The organism is Phyllobacterium chamaecytisi, assembly GCF_020164455.1.
In the GTDB taxonomy this organism is placed as follows: Bacteria; Pseudomonadota; Alphaproteobacteria; order Rhizobiales; family Rhizobiaceae; genus Phyllobacterium; species Phyllobacterium chamaecytisi.
On record NZ_JAIQWW010000003.1, the window covers coordinates 147,435 to 165,834 of the forward strand.

The following is an 18,400-nucleotide window of genomic DNA, read 5'->3' on the forward strand; positions in this document are numbered from 1 at the left end:
AGATGGAAAAAAGCAATATCGAGTTTCGCCATTGTAACCAAGACAACTACCCGCGTCCTTTCGTTTGCGGCCGGGTGCTGTACCGTGGATTGGCACTATGGTATGGCCGAGCCTTCGCCGTATTTCGGGTCTGGCTACCATGAGCAGTCTGGACACAGGATAGGATCACGATCATGACCAAACAACATTTCGGCCATGCACATGTGCCGTTGTCGCCCGCGGTGCGCGCTGGGGATTTCATCTATATTTCAGGGCAGGTTCCGGTGGGCGCTGACGGCACGGTCATCGTCGGCGGTATCGAAGCCCAGACGCGACAGGTGATGGAGAACGTCAAATCCGCTTTGGCACTAGCGGGCGCAGACCTTTCCGATGTGATCAAGACCTTCGTCATTCTTGAAGACGCCCGCGAATTCGGGGCATTCAACAAGACCTACGCCACATACTTTCCCGCGAATCCGCCTGCTCGCACCACCATCGAATCCCGGCTGATGATCGATATCAAGATTGAAATAGAAGCCATCGCCTATAAGCCTCTCTGAGATCACATTCATGCGCATTTTTACCGCGTCGCTCGCGACGGAAACCAACACTTTTTCCCCTGTGCCAACAGACCGTGCCTGCTTTGAAATGGCGTTCTATGCGGGTCCGGGTGAACATCCGGAGACGCCCACCTTGTGCTCGGCGCCAATGGTGGTTTTACGGCGCAAGGCGCGCAAGGAAGGGTTCACCCTGATCGAAGGAACCGCGACCTGGGCCGAGCCCGGAGGATTGTTGCAGCGGCAAGCCTATGAGGGTCTGCGTGATGAAATCCTTGACCAGCTCAAGGCTGCACTGCCCGTCGATGGGGTCATCCTTGGCTTGCATGGTGCCATGGTTGCGCAGGGCTATGATGACTGCGAGGGCGATCTTCTCGAGCAAATTCGCAATCTCGTCGGGCCGGATGTGCTTATCGCATCTGAACTCGATCCGCACAGCCACCTCACGAAGAGGCGCGTCGCCAATGCAAATATACTTGCTGCCTTCCTCGAGTTTCCGCACACGGACTTCTACGAACGCGGCGAGCATGTAGTCGACCTTGCCCTGCGCGCGCTGCGCGGCGAGATCAAGCCGGTCATTTCTACCTTCGATTGCCGTATGATCGGCGTTTATCCGACCAGCCGCGAGCCGATGCGTTCTTATGTCGATCGTCTGAAGGCCCTGCAGGGCCGCGATGGCATCCTGTCTGTCTCGCTCATTCATGGCTTCATGGCTGGAGATGTCCCCGAGCTCGGCACTCAGCTTATGGTTATCACCGATAATGAGCCGGCAAAGGGTGCGGCGCTCGCGAAGAAATTGGGTATGGAGCTGTTCGCGATGCGTGGAACGACGGCAATGCCCATGTTCGACACGGAAGCCGGCCTGAACAAGGCCGTTGCGCTCGTTGCGCAGAAGCCGGATAAGCCGGTCGTCGTTGCAGACGTCTGGGATAATCCAGGGGGCGGGGTTGCCGGAGATGGCACACTGGTCCTGCGAAGGATCATCGAACGCGGTATTGGCAACGTCGCCGTGGCGACGATCTGGGATCCGATCGCAGTGACCTTCTGTCTGGCAGCAGGCGAGGGAGCGCACATCCAGTTGCGCTTTGGCGGCAAGGCCGGGCCGGATGGCGGAGCTCCAATCGATGCGCGTGTCGAAGTGCTCAGGGCCGTGCACGAAGGCTGGCAGAGTTTCGGCAAGAGCCGGGTTACGCTTGGACCCGCAGCGGTCATTCGCCTCGAGGGCACGGATATCGAGATCATCCTCAACACCAACCGGACGCAAACCTTCGAGCCGGACATTTTCTCCAATCTCGGTATCGACCCCGGGTCGAAGGACATTCTGCTCGTCAAGTCGACGAATCATTTTCACGCGGGTTTCGAGCCTGTGGCTGCGGAAATTATTTATATCGATGCGGGCGCGCCCTATCCCTCCAATCCCAGAAAGACCGACTATCGCAAACTTTCTCGTGAAATCTGGCCTCGGGTGGAGATGCCGTTCTGAATTGTCAAAGAACCGGGTGTGGATTTCCCTTGCCACGCCCGCTTTCGCGTCTGGCCACTGCTTGCATGCTGGGAAGACGGGCGGTCGTCGAAGCGCGTCTTTGTAGAATAAAATGCGATCCGAAGACCGCCCGTCCGGCGTCTTTTGATCCCGTCCGTTCCGCTTGGGAGGCCTTGACGTTGGGTGAATTGCTTCGCCCGCTGCCGAAAGCCCCTTTCGAAGTGCTCGTCCAGCACACGCCAGTCGTAGTACCGGCAGGGGAACCCCTTGGACAGAACTTCCCCGGACAGCGGGTCCGTTACCCGCCATCGGAGGCGCCGATCCTCTCCCCACTTCGAACGGCTCCGGAAGCAGTTCCCCGTGGAGAGGACGGGGAGAAGAATAACCGAGGTTTGGAGGTGTTGGATAAGTTTGTGGGATTTTGTTTGGAGTGGTCTTTCGGAAGCCGTCGCCAGGTAGTTCGCCAGCCAGTGCAACGCCGCTTTTCCATACTGGTAGAGTCAGCTTGCATTTACTAGACGACTGGTCTATTATTTACAGCATGAGTAAAACCGACACACGAGCAGTTTTGATCGACGAGGGCATAAAGGCGCTTCTTTCCCACGGCTATGAAGGGGCGGGGATCGGCCCGATCCTCAAATCGGCGGGCGTGCCGAAGGGTTCGTTCTATCACTTCTTCACAAGCAAGGAAGAGTTCGCTTCTGCGGTACTCGCCTCCTATTGTAACAACAACCAGAAGGTGCGGACACAGCTTCTGCTGGAAGACAAGACGAGATCGCCGCTGCGGCGTCTGCGCGACTATTTCGAATATTATGAAAAAGAATACGGGTCGGGCGATCCAACCTGTGGTTGCCTTTTGGGCAATCTATCCCAATCCATTGCGGCACATAGCGAAGTGCTCCAGCGTGAGTTACATCGCTCGTTCACCGCTTGGCAGGGTGATTTCAGGGCCGTACTGCGCGAAGCGCGTGATGCCGGGGAATTGCCGGAATATCTTGATCCGGATGAAACCGCTGCCTTTTTGATCGACGCCTATGAGGGCGCGCTGGTCAGGATGAAGGCAGAGGGAAGCATCAAGCCCCTTCAACGGTTCAGGGCCATGACACTTGATGTCCTGCTTACACAGAAAGCATAGGAGCCAATATTATGACATATTCAGAGACGACTGGTCTACTAGAAATCCGTCGCCATCGTCAGGGCCGGAGCTTTTCTGCCAGGGACGTTGGCACGCCACCCGATCTTCTAGAGCGTCTGTTGGGCCTCATTGGCAAGGTCTTTGCTTCTGGCCTACACGCCGAACCGACGGGTGACCCGCTGACAAAGCTGAGTGATCGCCTGCTTCAGGATATCGGGCTGACACGAGCCGAGGCAATTGAACTTGATAAGAGGCGGCATACGTGAAATCCGTGCCGCCGGCGCCGTAGGTATTCGACAAGGTGACGTCTGTGCCGAATGGCGTGAGACCATTTTCGCAGCGGTGAAGATCCAGGCAATGCGAGGAAGAAATTGCCAGACGGATCTCCAGGTCCTGCAATCAGAATGATTTTGGAAAGACTCCTGGGAGCATTTGACTCCTCCTTCCATTCATGCTGAATTGGCACAATGGTCCAACCAATTCAGGTGATGCTTCGTTGATCAGTCCGATCCTTTCCCCGGTTCATACCGCATCCCGCGATGACGCGGTGTTGCATGCGCTGGTGGATTTCGTGACGGGAGAGGCCTTGAAGCCGGGAGACCGCTTACCGACCGAGCGTTTGCTTGCAGAACACCTGAGAGTCAGCCGTACAACCGTGCGTGAGGCGCTGACCCGCTGGCAGGAACTCGGCCTTGTCGAGAGGCGCCAGGGCAGTGGCACCTATCTGAAGGCTGCCGTTACGCGCAATATGCTGCATATGCCGCTGACGCTGCCCTCCGGCAATGATTTCAACAGTCTGATGCACACACTGGAAATTCGCCGCGGTCTCGAGGCGGAAGCCGCCGTTCTCTGTGCGGAGCGCGCTACCGATGCCGATATTGCCCTGATCGAGCAGAAGCTGATCATCATGGAAGAGGCGTTCCACGTACGCCACGGCATGTCTGCCGATGAAGACTGGGACTTTCATCTTGCTGTGTTCCGCACCTCGGGCAATCCGCTGTTCGAACAGATCATTGCAGCAATGTACGAGATGTTCCACCGGTTCTGGGAGCATCCGCTGGGGGTGCGGGATTTTGGCCACGCCAGCTTTCCCTACCATCGGACCCTTTTCAATGCGATCGCCGCACGCGACCCGATTGCCGCACGCGGCGAGGCATTGAAGCTGATTGCCACCGTCGAGGATGACCTCAAGCGCGGGGCGGCAAACCTGAAAAAGCAGAACAAGAAGAGCCAAGCATGAGCGACAACCCGTATTTTCACGACCAGGACATGATGGCGCAAGCTGCAACACTGCTTGCGCATGACGAGCCTTTCCCAGGCGGTTCCGTCGTTCCTCCGATCTATCAGACGTCGCTTTTCACCTTCGACAATTATGCGGCGATGGCCGATGCATTCGCGGGACGCAAGCGCCAGCCGATGTATTCACGCGGCGATAATCCGACGGTCATGGAGTTCGAGGCCAAGATTGCTGCACTTGAAGGGGCGGAAGCCGCTCGTGCCTTTTCGAGCGGCATGGGTGCGATCAGTGCCATGGTGCTGGCCTTTGTCGGCGCGGGCGATCGTATCGTTGCGGTGCGCAATTGCTATGGCGATGCTTACCGTTTGTTCGAACGGCTTCTGCCGCATCTTGGCATCAAAGTGGATTACGTGGACGGCTCCGATCCTGATGCAGTGGCTGCCGCCTTGCCGGGGGCAAAGCTGCTCTATCTCGAAAGCCCGAGTTCGATGATGTTCGAGCTGCAGGACATCGCGCACTATGCGAAGCTTGCCAAGCAGCACGGCATTGTAACCACGATTGACAATTCCTGGGCGACGCCGCTGTTCCAGCAGCCGATTGCCCACGGCATCGATCTGGTCATGCATTCTGCTTCGAAATATCTCGGTGGGCACAGTGACACTGTTGCCGGTGTCGTCGCCGGATCGCGCGAAATGATCGAGCGGATCAATGGCCGCACCTATTCTTATCTCGGCGCCAAGCTATCGCCATTTGAGGCATGGCTGCTGCTGCGCGGTCTGCGCACGCTGACCCTCCGGCTGCCGCATCATATGAAAAGCGGACTGACCATCGCCGAACGCCTCAAGGCGCATGGCGATGTCGAGCGCGTGATGCATCCGGTCTATTCCAATCATCCGGGTAAAGTGACGCTTAGCGGCTATTCGGGCTTGTTTTCCTTCGAAGTTACGGAGGACGTCGACGTACCGACCTTTGTCGATGCGCTGAAGCTGTTCCGCATCGGCGTCAGCTGGGGCGGTCACGAAAGTCTCGTTGTTCCGGCGCTTGCTTCCTTGCAGCAGACGCCGGATGCAAATTCGATCGGGCGCTTCGGTGTCAGCCCCCGGACGATCCGCCTTCACGTGGGACTCGAAAGTGTAGAGGAGCTTTGGGCGGACCTCGTGAACGCACTGACAAAAGCCAAACGCTGAACTTAAAAATGGGAGCTTTATAATGCAAAAACGAATGGGAACATTTCTGGCGGGCATCGCAGCCCTGTCGATGACCGTTTCGGCGGCTTTCGCCGATACGACGATCAAGATGGTGGAGGTGATTACCAGCCCGCCGCGCACGGAACTGCTCAAGAAGCAGATCGCCAGCTTCGAACAGGCCAATCCCGGTACCAAGGTCGAGCTTGTCTCGTTACCGTGGGGGCAGGCTTTCGAAAAATTCCTGACCATGGTTCAGGCAGGCGACACGCCAGACATCGTCGAGATGCCGGAGCGCTGGATGGGTCTTTATGCAACCAATGGTCAGCTCGAGGATCTCGGGCCCTATATGGCCAAATGGAAGGACGCCGGAACACTCGGCGATCGCGCCAAGCAGTTCGGCTCGGTGGTCGACAACAAGCAATACATGATCCCTTATGGCTACTATATCCGGGCCATGTTCTGGAACAAGAAGCTGTTCGCCGAAGCCGGTCTGAAAGAAGCGCCGAAGACGCTCGACGAATTCATGGAAGCCAACAAGAAGATCTCGGCGATCCAGGGCAAGTATGGCTATTGCCTGCGCGGCGGTCCCGGCGGTTTCAATGGCGTGCAGATGTTCATGAACATCGCCAATGGCAAGGGTGGATACTTCAATGCGGATGGCACAGCGACTTTGAACGAGCCAGGCGCTGTCAAGGGCCTCGAGATGCTGGCTGACATCTACAAGAACGGTTATGCGCCGAAGGATAGCGTCAGCTGGGGTTTCAACGAGGTCGTGACCGGTTTCTATTCCGGGACCTGCGCCATGCTCGATCAGGATCCGGACGCGCTGATCGGTATTGCCGAGAAGATGAAAGCGGAAGACTTTGGCGTTGCGCCGCTGCCGACCGGACCGAACGGCAAGTCCTATCCGACGCTCGGCTATGCCGGCTGGGCGATGTTTGCCAATTCGAAGGTCAAGGACGAAGCCTTTAAGTTGATGGGCACATTGTTGTCACCGGAAGACAATCTCGAATTCGCCAAGAATGTCGGTGTTATCCCTATCCACAATGGCGCCGACAAGGATCCATATTTTGGCGCTGACAGCTTCAAGGGCTGGTTTGAGGAAATGAATGACCCGAAGACATTCGAGTTCGTCACGCCTCCGACATATCTCGAGAACCTCGGCAATTTCTACGACTCCGTTTCAGTCAAGAATTTCCAGGAAGTGCTGCTCGACCAGAAAACGCCGAAGGCCGTCGCTGACGAGTGGGCTGCATTCCTCACCGAACAGCAGCAGGCCTGGATGGCCAAGAACAAGAAATAACAAGCAATGAAAAGATGCTCCGGTGCCTATGTGCCGGAGCATGTTCTTTTTGCGCATGACCCGTTATTTGCCGGGCGAGCGTAAGAGGAGCCGACTAATGAGGGGCCGATCAACATGGTGATGCAATCGACGACGGCAGGCCTGCCGCACAATAGGGAAAGGGCCGGCAAGCGTGGCTTTGCCAGCGCGTTCGAACCATGGCTTTATTTGAGCCCTGCCATGGTTTTGCTCATGCTGGTGCTGGTGGTGCCGCTGGTCTTCGGCATCAGCTATTCCTTCCGCAAATTCTCGGCGTTCAAATCCGAATATGTCGGACTCGCGCAATATCAGGCCTTGCTGCACGATCCCAATCTCGGGCAGGCGCTGATGAATACCCTGTGGTGGACAGTCGCCAGCCTGTTTTTTCAATTCTTTCTTGGCCTCGGACTTGCTCTGCTGCTCGACAGGGATTTCGCAGGCAAGAAAATCGTGCAGGCAATCGTCTTTCTGCCTTGGGCCGTGCCGTCCTTTCTTTCGGGGCTGACATGGGCATGGCTGTTCAACCCGATTGTCGGACCTTTGCCGCACTGGCTCTATGCGCTTGGTATCCAGTCCGCTCCAACCAACATTCTCTCCAATCCCGCCACCGCGATGTGGGGGCCGATCATCGCCAATGTCTGGTTTGGCGTGCCTTTCTTTGCGATCACGCTGCTGGCGGCACTGAAATCCATCCCGGGAGAACTTCATGAGGCAGCGGCGATCGACGGCGCCAATCCATGGCAACGCTTCACCAAGGTGACACTGCCATTCCTTGCGCCGACTATCGCGATCACCGTGATGCTTCGGACGATATGGATCGCGACCTTCGCCGATCTGATCTACGTGATGACCGAGGGCGGTCCCGCCGGCGCGACCAACACAGTCGCCACCTATATCTATGTCAGCGCCTTCAAGACGCTGGACAAGGGCTATGCCTCCGCCGTTGCGGTGCTGTTGCTGGCGCTTCTCATATTATACGCCATCGTTTTGATCCGTATCCGCAAGTCACTTGTGAGGGCGTCATGATCGCAGGACGCTCACGCAACGCCCGTATTCTCGGTGGCATCGGTCTCTACACCGCAGTTGGTGCCTACGTCATTTTCGCACTGTTTCCACTGTTCTGGACGCTGAAGATTTCGGTGACGCCGCAGTCATTGCTCTATTCGGAGGGCATAACCTTGTGGCCTTCCATCTCGACATGGGAGAACTACAAGACCGTGTTGCGCGCCACGGATTTCCCGCGTTATTTCATGAACAGCGTGATTGTTTCGGTGATTACGGCAGTCCTTGTCACAATCGTCGCTTCGGCCGCTGGCTATGCCATGTCCCGGTTTTCCTTCCGGGGCAAAACCACTGTCGCGGTAACGCTGCTTCTGACCCAGACCTTTCCATTGGTCATGGTGATTCCGCCGATCTATCGCATCATGGGTCAGCTGGGGCTTACCAATAGCCTGACGGGCCTCATCATCATCTACATCGCTTTCAACATCGCCTTTGCGACCTTCCTGATGCAGTCATTCTTCGACGGCATTCCAAAGGATCTGGAAGAGGCAGCGATGATCGATGGTTGCAGCCGTTCACAGGCGCTGCGCAAGGTCATCATCCCGCTGACATTGCCGGGCATGGGTGCGACGCTCGGCTTCGTCTTCACTGCCGCGTGGAGCGAACTGCTTTTCGCGTTGATGCTTATCAGCAGCGACAGCCAGAAAACCTTCGCCGTTGGGCTTTTGACCTTCATCGGCAAATTTGCGGTCGACTGGGGTCAGATGATGGCAGCTTCGGTGCTCGCACTCATCCCCGCATGCCTGTTCTTCGCCTTCCTGCAACGATATCTCGTCACCGGTCTGACCGCTGGCGCAGTCAAGGGATAACAATCGATGGCTTCCGTCACAATCTCCAATGTCCAGAAAAACTATGGCGCCATGAATGTGCTGTCGGCAGTGGATCTCTCAATCGCCGACGGCGAGTTCGTCGTTCTCGTCGGACCCTCTGGCTGTGGCAAGTCCACACTTTTGCGGATGATCGCCGGGCTTGAGGAAATTTCGGCTGGGGAGATCAAAATTGGCGAGCGTGTCGTCAATGACGTAGCGCCAAAGGATCGTGATATCGCCATGGTGTTCCAGTCCTATGCGCTTTACCCGCATATGGATGTGGCGTCGAACATGGGCTTCAGCCTGCTGCTGCGCAAGACGGCAAAGGAACTGGTCATGAGCCGCGTCGGCAGTGCAGCCAAACGTCTGGGACTTGACGTATTGTTGCAGCGCCTTCCGCGTCAGCTTTCCGGCGGCCAGCGCCAGCGCGTTGCCATGGGCCGTGCCATCGTGCGCGATCCGAAGGTCTTCCTGTTCGACGAGCCCTTGTCAAACCTCGATGCCAAGCTCCGTGTCCATATGCGGACAGAAATCAAGGCTTTGCATCAGCAACTGAAGACCACATCGGTCTACGTCACGCACGATCAGGTGGAGGCCATGACGATGGCCGATCGCATCGTCGTCATGCATGACGGTGTCATCCAGCAGGTTGGAACGCCACTCGAACTCTATGATCATCCGGCTAACCTGTTCGTGGCAGGGTTCATCGGTTCGCCGGGTATGAATTTTCTTCCTGCTGTTGTCGGCCGCGAGGGAAAGAAGGTTGCTGCAGAACTCACCGACGGCCAGATGATCGCGTTGCGTCCTGAACTCAAGGTGGAGGATGGCGACCGGGTGACCGTTGGCATACGCCCGGAAAATATCGAGGTCGGCGGCGAGGGGCTGAAGGCAAAGATCGAGGTGATAGAGCCACTCGGTCTCTCGACGCAGTTTTATACCAAACTCGCCGACCAGCAGGTCTGCATCTTCGCCATGGGCCGCACGGATCGTGGCCCTGGGGACGCGATTGGGCTTGGTATCAAGGCGGCAGATGTGCATCTCTTCCATGGCGTGACCGGCTTGCGGATCGCATAGACGAATCCGGATAAGTATTCGTAACCGCAGGCGGAATAAAATTCCTACATTCAGCCGAAATCTGGTATTAATTTTGCCGGTCTGCTCCTGGCGGCGGCGTCGAATGCCTATACAGCGCCACGGCAAAGTGACACTTTCCGGTCACGCCCAAAGCAAATTACAAACGGATGGAAACACAATGAACTGGTTGAAATCACTCCTCGTCGTCAGTGCCCTTGCAATCGTGCCTGCCCAGGCACAAGCCGCGTCCAATCTTGAGCAGATCAAGGCGGCAGGCGTTCTCAAGATCGGCACGGAAGGCACCTACGCACCGTTCACCTATCACGATGCCTCGGGCAAGCTCGTCGGTTTCGATGTGGAGATCGGTGAGGCGATTGCCAAAAATCTCGGCGTCAAGCCCGAGTTCCTCGAAGGCAAATGGGATGGCCTGATCGCCGGTCTCGACGCCAACCGCTATGACACGGTCATCAATCAGGTTGGCATCACCGAGGCGCGCAAGGCAAAGTATGATTTCTCCGAGCCTTACATTGCTTCAAAGGCAGTTTTGATCGTCAAGAGCGACAACGAGGAGATCAAGGGCTTTGCTGATCTAAAGGGCAAGAAGTCTGCGCAATCGCTCTCCAGCAATTTCGGCAAGATCGCCCAGGAAGCCGGTGCAGAGCTGGTTGGAACAGACGGTTTCGACCAGTCGATCCAGCTTGTCCTCAATGGCCGTGCCGACTCGACGATCAACGACAGTCTGTCTTTCCTTGACTTCAAGAAGCATAAGCCTGACGCCAATGTGAAGATTGCGGCGCAGCAGGAGAATGCCGATTTCTCCGGCATCATCATCCGCAAGGGTGAACCGGATCTGCTCGCCGCCATCAACAAGGCACTCGAGACGATCAAGGCGGACGGTACGTATCAAAAGATCGCCGACAAGTATTTCGGACAGGACGTTTCGAAGTAACAACCGTTTACGATCGGGATTATTTACGCTCTAAGAGGGCAGGGGGTTCGCTCCCTGCCTTTATTGTTGGGGAGAACGATTTTGACACATTGGTTGTCATTGATGCTCGAATCGCTTCCGTCGCTATTGTGGGCGGGTTTGATTTTCACGATTCCGCTGACGCTGTTGTCATTCGCGCTTGGACTTACCGTCGGTCTTATAGCTGCGCTTGTTCGGCTATTCGCACCAACTCCGTTTGCGGCGGTCGTCAAGTTCTATGTCTGGATCATTCGCGGTACGCCGCTGCTGGTCCAACTTTTCCTGATATTCTATGGCCTGCCGAGCGTTGGTATCGTGCTTGATGCGTTCACAGCCGCGCTCATCGGTTTCACCCTGAATATCGGCGCCTATACGTCGGAAATCTTGCGCGCGGTTATATCTTCGGTTCCAAAGGGCCAGTGGGAGGCCGCTTACTCGATCGGCATGAACTGGCGCCAGGCAATGCAGCGGACTATTTTGCCACAGGCGGCCAGAGTGGCTGTTCCACCGCTATCGAACACCTTTATTTCTCTTGTCAAAGACACTTCACTTGCGGCGGCCATCACTGTGCCGGAGTTGTTCCAGGCGGCTCAACGCATTGTTGCTACGACATATGAACCGCTCATTCTCTACGTGGAGGCGGCACTGATTTATCTCGCCTTGAGTTCGGTCCTGTCGTCGCTGCAAGCGCGGCTTGAAACCCGCCTCAATCGCTACGGCGGCTTCCTGGAGGCAGGATCATGATGGTCGACCTCAAGAATATCGAGAAACGCTTTGGCGACCACATGGTACTCAAAAACGTTTCCCTCAGCGTGGCCGAAGGCTCGGTCATGGCTCTCGTCGGTCCTTCCGGCGGTGGCAAAAGTACACTTCTGCGTTGCATAAACCTTCTGGAAATTCCAACATCGGGTTCAGTAGAAGTTGCCGGTGACCGGTTGGACTTTCAGCCGGGTGTGCGGATGGGCACGAAGCAGATCCAGCTGGTTCGCCGTCATACCGGCATGGTGTTTCAGAACTTCCAACTGTTTCCGCATCGTACGGTTATCGAGAACGTTACGGAGGGGCTGACCACAGTCCTCAAATGGCCAAGGGAGCGGGCGAGGGAACGGGCAATAACATTGCTTGAGAAGGTTGGGCTTGCGCATAAGGCAGAGGTCTGGCCATCGACGCTCTCCGGCGGACAGCAGCAGCGTGTGGCAATCGCCCGGGCGTTGGCCCCATCACCCAAAGTTCTTCTATGCGATGAACCGACGTCAGCGCTTGATCCCGAACTCTCCGGGGAGGTGGTCGATGTGCTCGCGCAATTGGCGCGGGAAGGTACGACAATGGTCATGGCGACGCACGATCTTCGACTGGCCTCGAGGATTGCCAATGAGGTGATCGTGCTGGATGGGGGAGTGGTCGTTGAAACGGGTTCCTCACGGGATATCTTCACCAACCCGAAACGGGAGCGCACCAAGCGCTTCATCGCTACCCTGACACACGAAGGCCATACGCATGGTGAGGGCATTTGACGGTGCATATGCTCTAGCGTGCTTCAATACCTCGTTGGTCAACCTTCGCGGAACGCGCGCTTTGCCTGATCTATCATTGGCTTGATGAAATAGGACGCGACGCTCCTGTCGCCAGACTCGATAAATGTTTCAACGGGCATCCCCGGTACAAGTTTGATTGCGCCAAGTCGTCCGACCTCGGCGGGAGTGATGGCCACGCGCACGGTGTAATGGCTGAGGCCAGTGCGGGTGTCCGTTGTCACATCTGCGGAAATTTGTTGCACGGTGCCATTGACTTCCGGAGTGGTGCGTTGGCTGAAGGCGGTAAAACGCAATCCAGCCGGTTGCCCGACAAAAAGTTGATCCACATCTTGCGGCTGCACCTTCGCTTCGACGACCAGCAAATCAGCATCGGGCACAATCAACATCAGCTGTTCACCCGCGGGGACCACGCCGCCGACAGTGTGGACGGAGAGTTCGTGCACGGTGCCGGTTTGCGGCGCCCTTATGTCGATGCGTTTGAGCTGATCTTGGGCAGCAATACTGCGCTCGACATATTCTCCGCTCTTCGCATCGATGTCGCGCATGTCTTGCGCGGATCAGGTCGAAACATCCTTGAAAGGCGTAAAGGACGGCAATAATAACCGTGAGGCCTACTACAACCTACAGTAGAACAGCACTCGTCATTAAAGTTATCAGAACCTTAGTCTACAGGGAGTGTCTACATTATTGCACGCGAAATGACACGCGGCTCATCATTCCCGGACAAAGATGACGGCATTCTCATCGGAATACGCACGTCGCCAGCCGGTTAATTCGTTGAAGAAAGGGATGCGGCTGTCGCCAGTTGCTAGCAAAGCCCAGCCGATAGCATAGGTTTTCATCTGTTCTTCCAAAATCGGTTTTCCACTACTGTTGCCCGCCAACATAGTTTTCTTCATGAAGCCATTCAGAAAGAGCTGATCGGTTCGGCCATCGATGAATGTCTTGATTCCATGGAAAATCAGCGTGCCGCCAAAATTGTAGGAATTGAAGACGTTCCCGGAGAGATTGTGCTGCTGGGCAAACGCGAGCGCACCTTTTGCCGATGTCTTTGGGCTTGGTTCGACCCCTGAAACCGAGGAGAATATTGCAGCCGTAGACACGATCAATATGCCGATCGTTGCTGAAATCGAGTGAAAATGGCTGGCAAGAAATTGCTCCAGGCGGTCGAGACGCCCCTTGGCCCATTTGTGGGCCGAGACCCAAGAGAATTGTTCACCGATTTCTGCCGCGAGAACGAGCGGTACCAGCAGAACAAAAAGATAGGCAAAGCGCTGATGCGTGAGGAGGAGATGCAGATTGAAGAGGAGAAACAGTGCCTTGGGCCATCCGATTTGCACTCGTGAGACGAGCAGCCCGAGAAGAGCTACCAGGAGGAACGCCTCCATAAGGTAAGAATCCGAGGCGTTGAAGGGCTGCCATTCGTCGATATAGGCTACCGCCTCGTTGCCGTAGGCAACTGAAAAGGTCGCGAGGATGGCCTTGATACCGTAAGGGTTGAGCAAGGTCACGACGGGGCAAAGCATCCCAAAGGCCACCCATCTGCCGAGGAGACCCGGCTTCGTCAGGCGAGTCCGCGCCAGAAAATCCAGGCCCGCGAATGCCGCGATAATGAATCCGAATGTGAATGTCGCGTGGAGATTCGCCCAAAGGCATATGAGCGGCAGCAACCACAATGGTGGTGCTTGCTCCCTGCGCGAAGCCCGGAAAAGCTCCGCAGTCCAGATGATGATGATGGGAAGTGTGAAGACGAGCGGACGTGCTGTCAGGATCGGATTGATTAGGAGCGAGAGGAGGAATGTCAGGCCGAACGCTACCGTCGGTTTAAAGGAGGCGCTGAGATACCATGCAAGGAGGAAAACTGTTAACGTGATCATGGCGAGGGTCAATAATGTGACCCCGTTCCAGCCATTCAGAGAATAGGCGAGTGCAAACAGTATCTGCCCAAGCCATTCCTTTGCTATCCAGGGACTGCCGGCAAAGGTATAGGAATACGTGTCGACCGTGGGAAACGTGCCGCTTGACAGCATGTCCAAACCGACCCGCACGTGCCACCAATTATCAGGATCCTGCAAAAGCCCGCCAGCGGCGTAAATCAGCGTTGCCGCTTTGAAAATTGCGACAACCAAACAGAAGAGCAGCCTGACGCGCTGGTCGTCTGCGATCGAGGAACCCGAAACGGTTGGCGCTCGCGTGTAGGTATCTTCAACCATTCTATCGGGGCTCACTTCTTCCGTTGATTGCATGCCGATTGTTAATCGAATTTGGTGTGTTTTCTGCAAACACGAAATAGACCGATCCCAGATAGAAAAGGATTGTATAGGCACCAATGCCCAGCAGATGAATCATCGGGCCGATCAGTCCGGTTGAACGCGCCGCGAGAACAATTCCAAGATTGACCGCATAGGCCACCAGAAACGTTGCGACGTATCTTGCGATAACGCTTGGCGACGCATTTTGCTTGTTCCCGAAGGTCCACCGGTTGTTGAGGCCGAAGCTCAAGACGAGACCCGCAGCGTAGCCGATCAAGTTCGAAACGACGTCACCATTTCCAAGCCAAAGGGCAAACAGAATTACAGTGTATCCGAACGCTGTGTTCAGAACGCCAACGGATGCGAAACGCACGATCTGCAGATAGTCAAATGGACGATTTGACCGCGTGGACATAGTACTGCGCTCCGATCGGAATTTTGGCGAAATGGCGCTCGAGCGACCGCAGCCTCGCCAACAGACGCGGAAAAAAGATGCGGTAAACGATGCGTGATCTGGACAGGCCGGCGTCAGCGATCTCTGCGCGCATATCTTTCGCCTTGATAAGAACTGCGTTCTCGTCGAACGGACAATTGCGCACAGCATGCAAGGTGAGCGGGTTCCACGGATTGTGCTCGAAGAGAAAGAAGTTTCCGCCCGTCGTCAGAACCCTGCTGATTTCCTGGAGAAGGCCCAAATGGAGATCACTGGGGATATGGTGAAAAACGCACGCAACAAATACCAGGTCGAAATGTCCATTGTCATACGGGATCGTTCTGCCATCGAATTGCTGGAAGTGCGCTTGGCCGGGAAACCGCTTCTGAGCGATATCGAGGGATTGCGAAGAGGGGTCCAGCAACACTATTTCGCTCTCGGGAAACGCAGCTTTGAGATAGCCCAGTGAATTGCCCACACCGCCGCCGAAATCGAGTATGCGTCGTGGTTTCACACCCGCGGCTGCGAGTACGGCAGCAACGTCGTCAATCTTGTACTTGGCAAAGAAATCCGGAGTTTCACCGCTCAGACGAATGCTGGCGGCGTGCTGCTGGTGATACTCCGACGCGAACTGGTCAAATTCGGCCTCGAGCATGGACGACCTCCTTCACTCGTTCCTGCAGACGATGGATGGGTAGATCCTGGCGAGCGCTAACCGCGTCGTAAGAGACGATCTCATTGACGAGGTAAAGCGGACGCCGCTTCGTCTCCATGTACATCCGCCCGAGATACTCGCCAAAAATACCGAGCACCAGAAGCTGAACGCTGCCAAGTATGAGGACTATGGCTGCCAGACTGGTCCAGCCGGGCAAAACGTTCCCGGCAATCCAGGAACAGAAAGTGTAACCCAGCGCGAAAAGTCCAAGAATCCCGAAGATCATGCCGAGGTGCGACGCGAAGCGGAGCGGAGCGATGGAAAAGCTTGTCATTGCGTCCATCGCCAGCAAGAGCATTTTCTTGAACGGGTAATGCGTGGTGCCAGCAAAGCGCCGGCACCTTTCATAAGGGAGGGCGACTTGCCTCAAGCCGATCCAGCTGACCATTCCGCGAATGAACCGATAACGCTCCGGCATCGAATTCAGATGATTAAGGGTCCGGCGGCTCATCAGGCGAAAATCGCCGGTGTCAGGAGCAATATCCACGTCGACCATCTTGCGCAACAACCGATAAAACATCGCCGCCGAAGCGAGTTTGAACCAGCTTTCTCCCTCGCGTTTCAGGCGTTGGCCATAGACGACATCATAGCCTTCATCCATCCTGGCCATCATTTGGCCGACAAGTTCCGGGGGATCCTGCAGATCGGCATCGAGAATAAGAATTCTTTGGCCACGACAAATATCCAGGCCTGCGCTGAGCGCAATTTGATGGCCATAATTGCGGGCAAGATCGACTGCGACGAGGTGAGGGTCTGTTGCGGCCAAACTGAAGACCGCCTGGCGGGTGCCGTCTGTCGCACCATCGATGACGAGGACAATCTCGTAGGACTGGCCAACCTGTTGCTGACACGCCGCGGTCACGCGTCGATAGAGCTCATCGATGCCGTCCACTTCATTGTAGCAAGGGATGACGGCAGAGAGCGCAATATTCTGTGGTTGATTTAACTTTGTCTTTGGCAACGACCTTACCCCAAATTTTCACGATATTCATACTAGTTCGGGTAGAGATTAAGCATCTGACTTCGTTGCCTGATTGCCCGCACCCAAAGGTCGTATGGACAGGGTGCTTGGCAGCAGAAGGTTGCCAGTCTGGTCTCTCGATCAAACGGTGTTCTGGATTGCCGCGAACATCGATGATCGGGACAAGGCGAACTCGGGTAAACCCGGTTACAAAGATGTGGTATTTGGTGGAGCTGCCCGCGATCGGGCAGCTCCACCAACTAAACTTAGTTAACTACAACACCGTTCATCTTGGTGCCGAGCTTGTTGAATACGCTGTTGAGGCCGTTGCCGAGCGTGCCTGCACCGGCAATGATGCCGACGGAGATAAGGGCAGCAATCAGGCCATATTCGATGGCAGTTGCGCCGGATTCGTCTTTAAGGAAGCGTGCGAAGAGAGTGTTCATTTGATTGCCTATCCTGTTGTTGTGCATGGTTTCGTTGAACCGTCCTCAACATAGATTTCCAGCAATTGCAGTTTCACTAATATAGATGGTTACTGAAAAGTGACTGAATTTGTTGCTTAAATTAGTTTTACGGAAGTCGATTAAATTCAGTTAAATTATTAGGTACTTGTAATTCCAACTAGGTTCAGCCGTCGCTGCTTAGAATTCGAGTTGACGTGTGATCTGGTCAGAATATCCTTATTTGAGGAAAGTTTTAGTTAAATTGACGCGGCCGTCTAAAGTAAAAATTAACTAATAACAACAGTCTCTTTTGCTAAATTACTCAATGAGGAGGACGATTCAACGGGACTTTGAAAGGAGAGGCGAACAATGACAAAGCTCTTCGCGCGCTTCCTCAAGGACGAAACCGGCGCAAGTGCGGTTGAATACGCACTGATCGTTGCTCTGATAGCAGTTGCCATCATCGGCGCTACCAGCAAACTTGGAACCAGCATTAAAGATATGTTCGAGAAGCCCAGCCCATAGGTCAGACAGGGCCCAATTTACCCGCATGATAGTCCCAGACCTTTTGCAAGAGGTTGGGCTTCCAGAGATTGGCTGCGATCGTGGCGACCTGTTCAGGCGTCAGAACCGTTGGTGTGCCGAGGCTTTTGGCCAAATACTGCCTTTGCGTATTTTCCTCGAGGTACACTGCAAGGACGAATGCTTCGAGAATACTGGCCGCAGCGATCACCGATCCATGCGATTTCAACATTGCGATGCGATGCGCACCAAGCGTTGTGGCAAGCGCTTCACCGAGTTCCTTGGTGTTGATTGATGCTATCTCGCCAAACTGCATGATCTCGCCGATCACCGCTGCCTGCATGATCACCGGTTCAACGGGATTCCCCGTCATGCTGAAGAGCGTTGACCACAGCGGGTGAGCGTGGATGACCGAACCCACGTCCGCGCGGCGACGGTATATCTCCGAATGGATGTGGAATTCCATCGGCGGGACTGCGCCGCCATCGACCGGCTTGCCGTCGAAATCGGTCATGACGATATCGTCGATAGTGAGTGCCGAGCGGACCGATGCACCGGAATTGATCAGCATTCGATTTTCGCCAGGAACACGCCAACTGGCATGGCCGTTGAAATCTATGATTCCCGCGCGTTCGAGCATAAGGATCGCATCGACCAGCATGCGCTTCTGTTGAGTGTAGTTATCCATGTCCTGCCAGTTCCATGCCAGATTGTGTCTGAGATAC

At 55.5% G+C, this 18,400-nt stretch carries 20 protein-coding genes and 1 pseudogene; 14 read left to right on the forward strand and 7 right to left on the reverse strand.

Translation table 11 applies throughout. The annotated features are described in order from the left end of the window. Window positions 1-170 precede the first annotated feature (170 nt). From LB462_RS06270 to LB462_RS06330, 13 genes are all read left to right on the forward strand, one after another. A complete protein-coding gene (locus tag LB462_RS06270) occupies window positions 171-539 on the forward strand; it encodes a RidA family protein (protein WP_181872577.1) in 369 nt (122 codons plus the stop codon). 10 nt (window positions 540-549) lie between these two features. Next, entirely contained in the window at window positions 550-2,019 is a 1,470-nt protein-coding gene (locus LB462_RS06275) for a M81 family metallopeptidase (protein ID WP_224506482.1), read from the forward strand. Between the two features lie 541 nt (window positions 2,020-2,560). After that, window positions 2,561-3,154, forward strand: coding sequence for a TetR/AcrR family transcriptional regulator (locus LB462_RS06280; RefSeq protein ID WP_224506483.1), 594 nt, complete (start codon window positions 2,561-2,563; stop codon window positions 3,152-3,154). Window positions 3,155-3,165: 11 nt separating this feature from the next. Next, window positions 3,166-3,420, forward strand: coding sequence for a YjiS-like domain-containing protein (locus tag LB462_RS06285; protein ID WP_112531424.1), 255 nt, complete (start codon window positions 3,166-3,168; stop codon window positions 3,418-3,420). Between the two features lie 230 nt (window positions 3,421-3,650). Next, window positions 3,651-4,394 carry a FadR/GntR family transcriptional regulator gene (locus LB462_RS06290; protein WP_246411068.1) on the forward strand — a complete coding sequence of 248 codons (744 nt, stop codon included), beginning with the start codon at window positions 3,651-3,653 and terminating at the stop codon, window positions 4,392-4,394. Further along, window positions 4,391-5,578: a PLP-dependent transferase gene (locus LB462_RS06295; RefSeq protein ID WP_183663104.1), complete on the forward strand. Its 1,188-nt coding sequence runs from the start codon at window positions 4,391-4,393 to the stop codon at window positions 5,576-5,578. The genes LB462_RS06290 and LB462_RS06295 overlap by 4 nt, the downstream gene beginning before the upstream one ends. Before the next feature lie 34 nt (window positions 5,579-5,612). Then, window positions 5,613-6,881, forward strand: coding sequence for an ABC transporter substrate-binding protein (locus LB462_RS06300; protein ID WP_224506649.1), 1,269 nt, complete (start codon window positions 5,613-5,615; stop codon window positions 6,879-6,881). A gap of 114 nt (window positions 6,882-6,995) precedes the next feature. Then, window positions 6,996-7,925, forward strand: coding sequence for a carbohydrate ABC transporter permease (locus LB462_RS06305; protein WP_224506484.1), 930 nt, complete (start codon window positions 6,996-6,998; stop codon window positions 7,923-7,925). Then, complete coding sequence (locus tag LB462_RS06310; RefSeq protein ID WP_183663100.1) at window positions 7,922-8,770, forward strand: carbohydrate ABC transporter permease; 849 nt, start codon at window positions 7,922-7,924, stop codon at window positions 8,768-8,770. Before LB462_RS06305 ends, LB462_RS06310 begins: the two co-directional genes overlap by 4 nt. Window positions 8,771-8,776: 6 nt before the next feature. After that, on the forward strand, window positions 8,777-9,844 hold the full coding sequence (locus tag LB462_RS06315) for an ABC transporter ATP-binding protein (RefSeq protein ID WP_112531430.1): 1,068 nt from the start codon (window positions 8,777-8,779) through the stop codon (window positions 9,842-9,844). Between the two features lie 178 nt (window positions 9,845-10,022). Further along, window positions 10,023-10,793: an amino acid ABC transporter substrate-binding protein gene (locus tag LB462_RS06320; protein ID WP_112531431.1), complete on the forward strand. Its 771-nt coding sequence runs from the start codon at window positions 10,023-10,025 to the stop codon at window positions 10,791-10,793. An 81-nt stretch (window positions 10,794-10,874) separates the two neighbouring features. After that, window positions 10,875-11,555 (forward strand): amino acid ABC transporter permease, encoded by a 681-nt coding sequence (locus tag LB462_RS06325; RefSeq protein WP_112531432.1) that lies wholly within the window; start codon window positions 10,875-10,877, stop codon window positions 11,553-11,555. Continuing rightward, window positions 11,555-12,325, forward strand: a complete 771-nt coding sequence (locus LB462_RS06330) for an amino acid ABC transporter ATP-binding protein (protein ID WP_112531617.1) — start codon at window positions 11,555-11,557, stop codon at window positions 12,323-12,325. Before LB462_RS06325 ends, LB462_RS06330 begins: the two co-directional genes overlap by 1 nt. Before the next feature lie 38 nt (window positions 12,326-12,363). Here the strand turns inward: LB462_RS06330 and LB462_RS06335 are convergent. The 6 genes and pseudogenes from LB462_RS06335 to LB462_RS06360 form a co-directional block, all read right to left on the reverse strand. Then, window positions 12,364-12,894, reverse strand: a pseudogene (locus tag LB462_RS06335) (beta-barrel domain-containing protein); the annotation flags it as partial. Between the two features lie 165 nt (window positions 12,895-13,059). After that, complete coding sequence (locus LB462_RS06340; RefSeq protein ID WP_224506485.1) at window positions 13,060-14,559, reverse strand: hypothetical protein; 1,500 nt, start codon at window positions 14,557-14,559, stop codon at window positions 13,060-13,062. A 1-nt stretch (window position 14,560) separates the two neighbouring features. Then, window positions 14,561-15,013, reverse strand: coding sequence for a GtrA family protein (locus LB462_RS06345; RefSeq protein WP_112531435.1), 453 nt, complete (start codon window positions 15,011-15,013; stop codon window positions 14,561-14,563). Beyond that, window positions 14,985-15,686 (reverse strand): class I SAM-dependent methyltransferase, encoded by a 702-nt coding sequence (locus LB462_RS06350; RefSeq protein WP_112531436.1) that lies wholly within the window; start codon window positions 15,684-15,686, stop codon window positions 14,985-14,987. Before LB462_RS06350 ends, LB462_RS06345 begins: the two co-directional genes overlap by 29 nt. Continuing rightward, complete coding sequence (locus LB462_RS06355; protein ID WP_224506486.1) at window positions 15,667-16,707, reverse strand: glycosyltransferase family 2 protein; 1,041 nt, start codon at window positions 16,705-16,707, stop codon at window positions 15,667-15,669. Before LB462_RS06355 ends, LB462_RS06350 begins: the two co-directional genes overlap by 20 nt. Before the next feature lie 266 nt (window positions 16,708-16,973). After that, window positions 16,974-17,153: a Flp family type IVb pilin gene (locus LB462_RS06360; RefSeq protein WP_112531618.1), complete on the reverse strand. Its 180-nt coding sequence runs from the start codon at window positions 17,151-17,153 to the stop codon at window positions 16,974-16,976. A 369-nt stretch (window positions 17,154-17,522) separates the two neighbouring features. On the opposite strand from LB462_RS06360, the gene LB462_RS06365 reads away from it, so the two are divergent. Beyond that, window positions 17,523-17,678: a Flp family type IVb pilin gene (locus LB462_RS06365; RefSeq protein ID WP_183663084.1), complete on the forward strand. Its 156-nt coding sequence runs from the start codon at window positions 17,523-17,525 to the stop codon at window positions 17,676-17,678. A gap of 1 nt (window position 17,679) precedes the next feature. On the opposite strand, the gene LB462_RS06370 is transcribed toward LB462_RS06365, so the two are convergent. After that, on the reverse strand, window positions 17,680-18,363 hold the full coding sequence (locus LB462_RS06370; RefSeq protein ID WP_112531439.1) for a class II aldolase/adducin family protein: 684 nt from the start codon (window positions 18,361-18,363) through the stop codon (window positions 17,680-17,682). Between the last annotated feature and the right edge of the window lie 37 nt (window positions 18,364-18,400).

Coding starts and splice junctions, on each gene's coding strand:
- LB462_RS06275 (WP_224506482.1), top strand. CDS start 550: ATGCGCATTTTTACCGCGTCGCTCGCGACGGAAACCAACACTTTTTCC.
- LB462_RS06280 (WP_224506483.1), top strand. CDS start 2,561: ATGAGTAAAACCGACACACGAGCAGTTTTGATCGACGAGGGCATAAAG.
- LB462_RS06285 (WP_112531424.1), top strand. CDS start 3,166: ATGACATATTCAGAGACGACTGGTCTACTAGAAATCCGTCGCCATCGT.
- LB462_RS06295 (WP_183663104.1), top strand. CDS start 4,391: ATGAGCGACAACCCGTATTTTCACGACCAGGACATGATGGCGCAAGCT.
- LB462_RS06300 (WP_224506649.1), top strand. CDS start 5,613: ATGGGAACATTTCTGGCGGGCATCGCAGCCCTGTCGATGACCGTTTCG.
- LB462_RS06305 (WP_224506484.1), top strand. CDS start 6,996: ATGGTGATGCAATCGACGACGGCAGGCCTGCCGCACAATAGGGAAAGG.
- LB462_RS06310 (WP_183663100.1), top strand. CDS start 7,922: ATGATCGCAGGACGCTCACGCAACGCCCGTATTCTCGGTGGCATCGGT.
- LB462_RS06315 (WP_112531430.1), top strand. CDS start 8,777: ATGGCTTCCGTCACAATCTCCAATGTCCAGAAAAACTATGGCGCCATG.
- LB462_RS06320 (WP_112531431.1), top strand. CDS start 10,023: ATGAACTGGTTGAAATCACTCCTCGTCGTCAGTGCCCTTGCAATCGTG.
- LB462_RS06330 (WP_112531617.1), top strand. CDS start 11,555: ATGGTCGACCTCAAGAATATCGAGAAACGCTTTGGCGACCACATGGTA.
- LB462_RS06340 (WP_224506485.1), bottom strand. CDS start 14,559: ATGGTTGAAGATACCTACACGCGAGCGCCAACCGTTTCGGGTTCCTCG.
- LB462_RS06345 (WP_112531435.1), bottom strand. CDS start 15,013: ATGTCCACGCGGTCAAATCGTCCATTTGACTATCTGCAGATCGTGCGT.
- LB462_RS06350 (WP_112531436.1), bottom strand. CDS start 15,686: ATGCTCGAGGCCGAATTTGACCAGTTCGCGTCGGAGTATCACCAGCAG.
- LB462_RS06360 (WP_112531618.1), bottom strand. CDS start 17,153: ATGAACACTCTCTTCGCACGCTTCCTTAAAGACGAATCCGGCGCAACT.
- LB462_RS06365 (WP_183663084.1), top strand. CDS start 17,523: ATGACAAAGCTCTTCGCGCGCTTCCTCAAGGACGAAACCGGCGCAAGT.
- LB462_RS06370 (WP_112531439.1), bottom strand. CDS start 18,363: ATGGATAACTACACTCAACAGAAGCGCATGCTGGTCGATGCGATCCTT.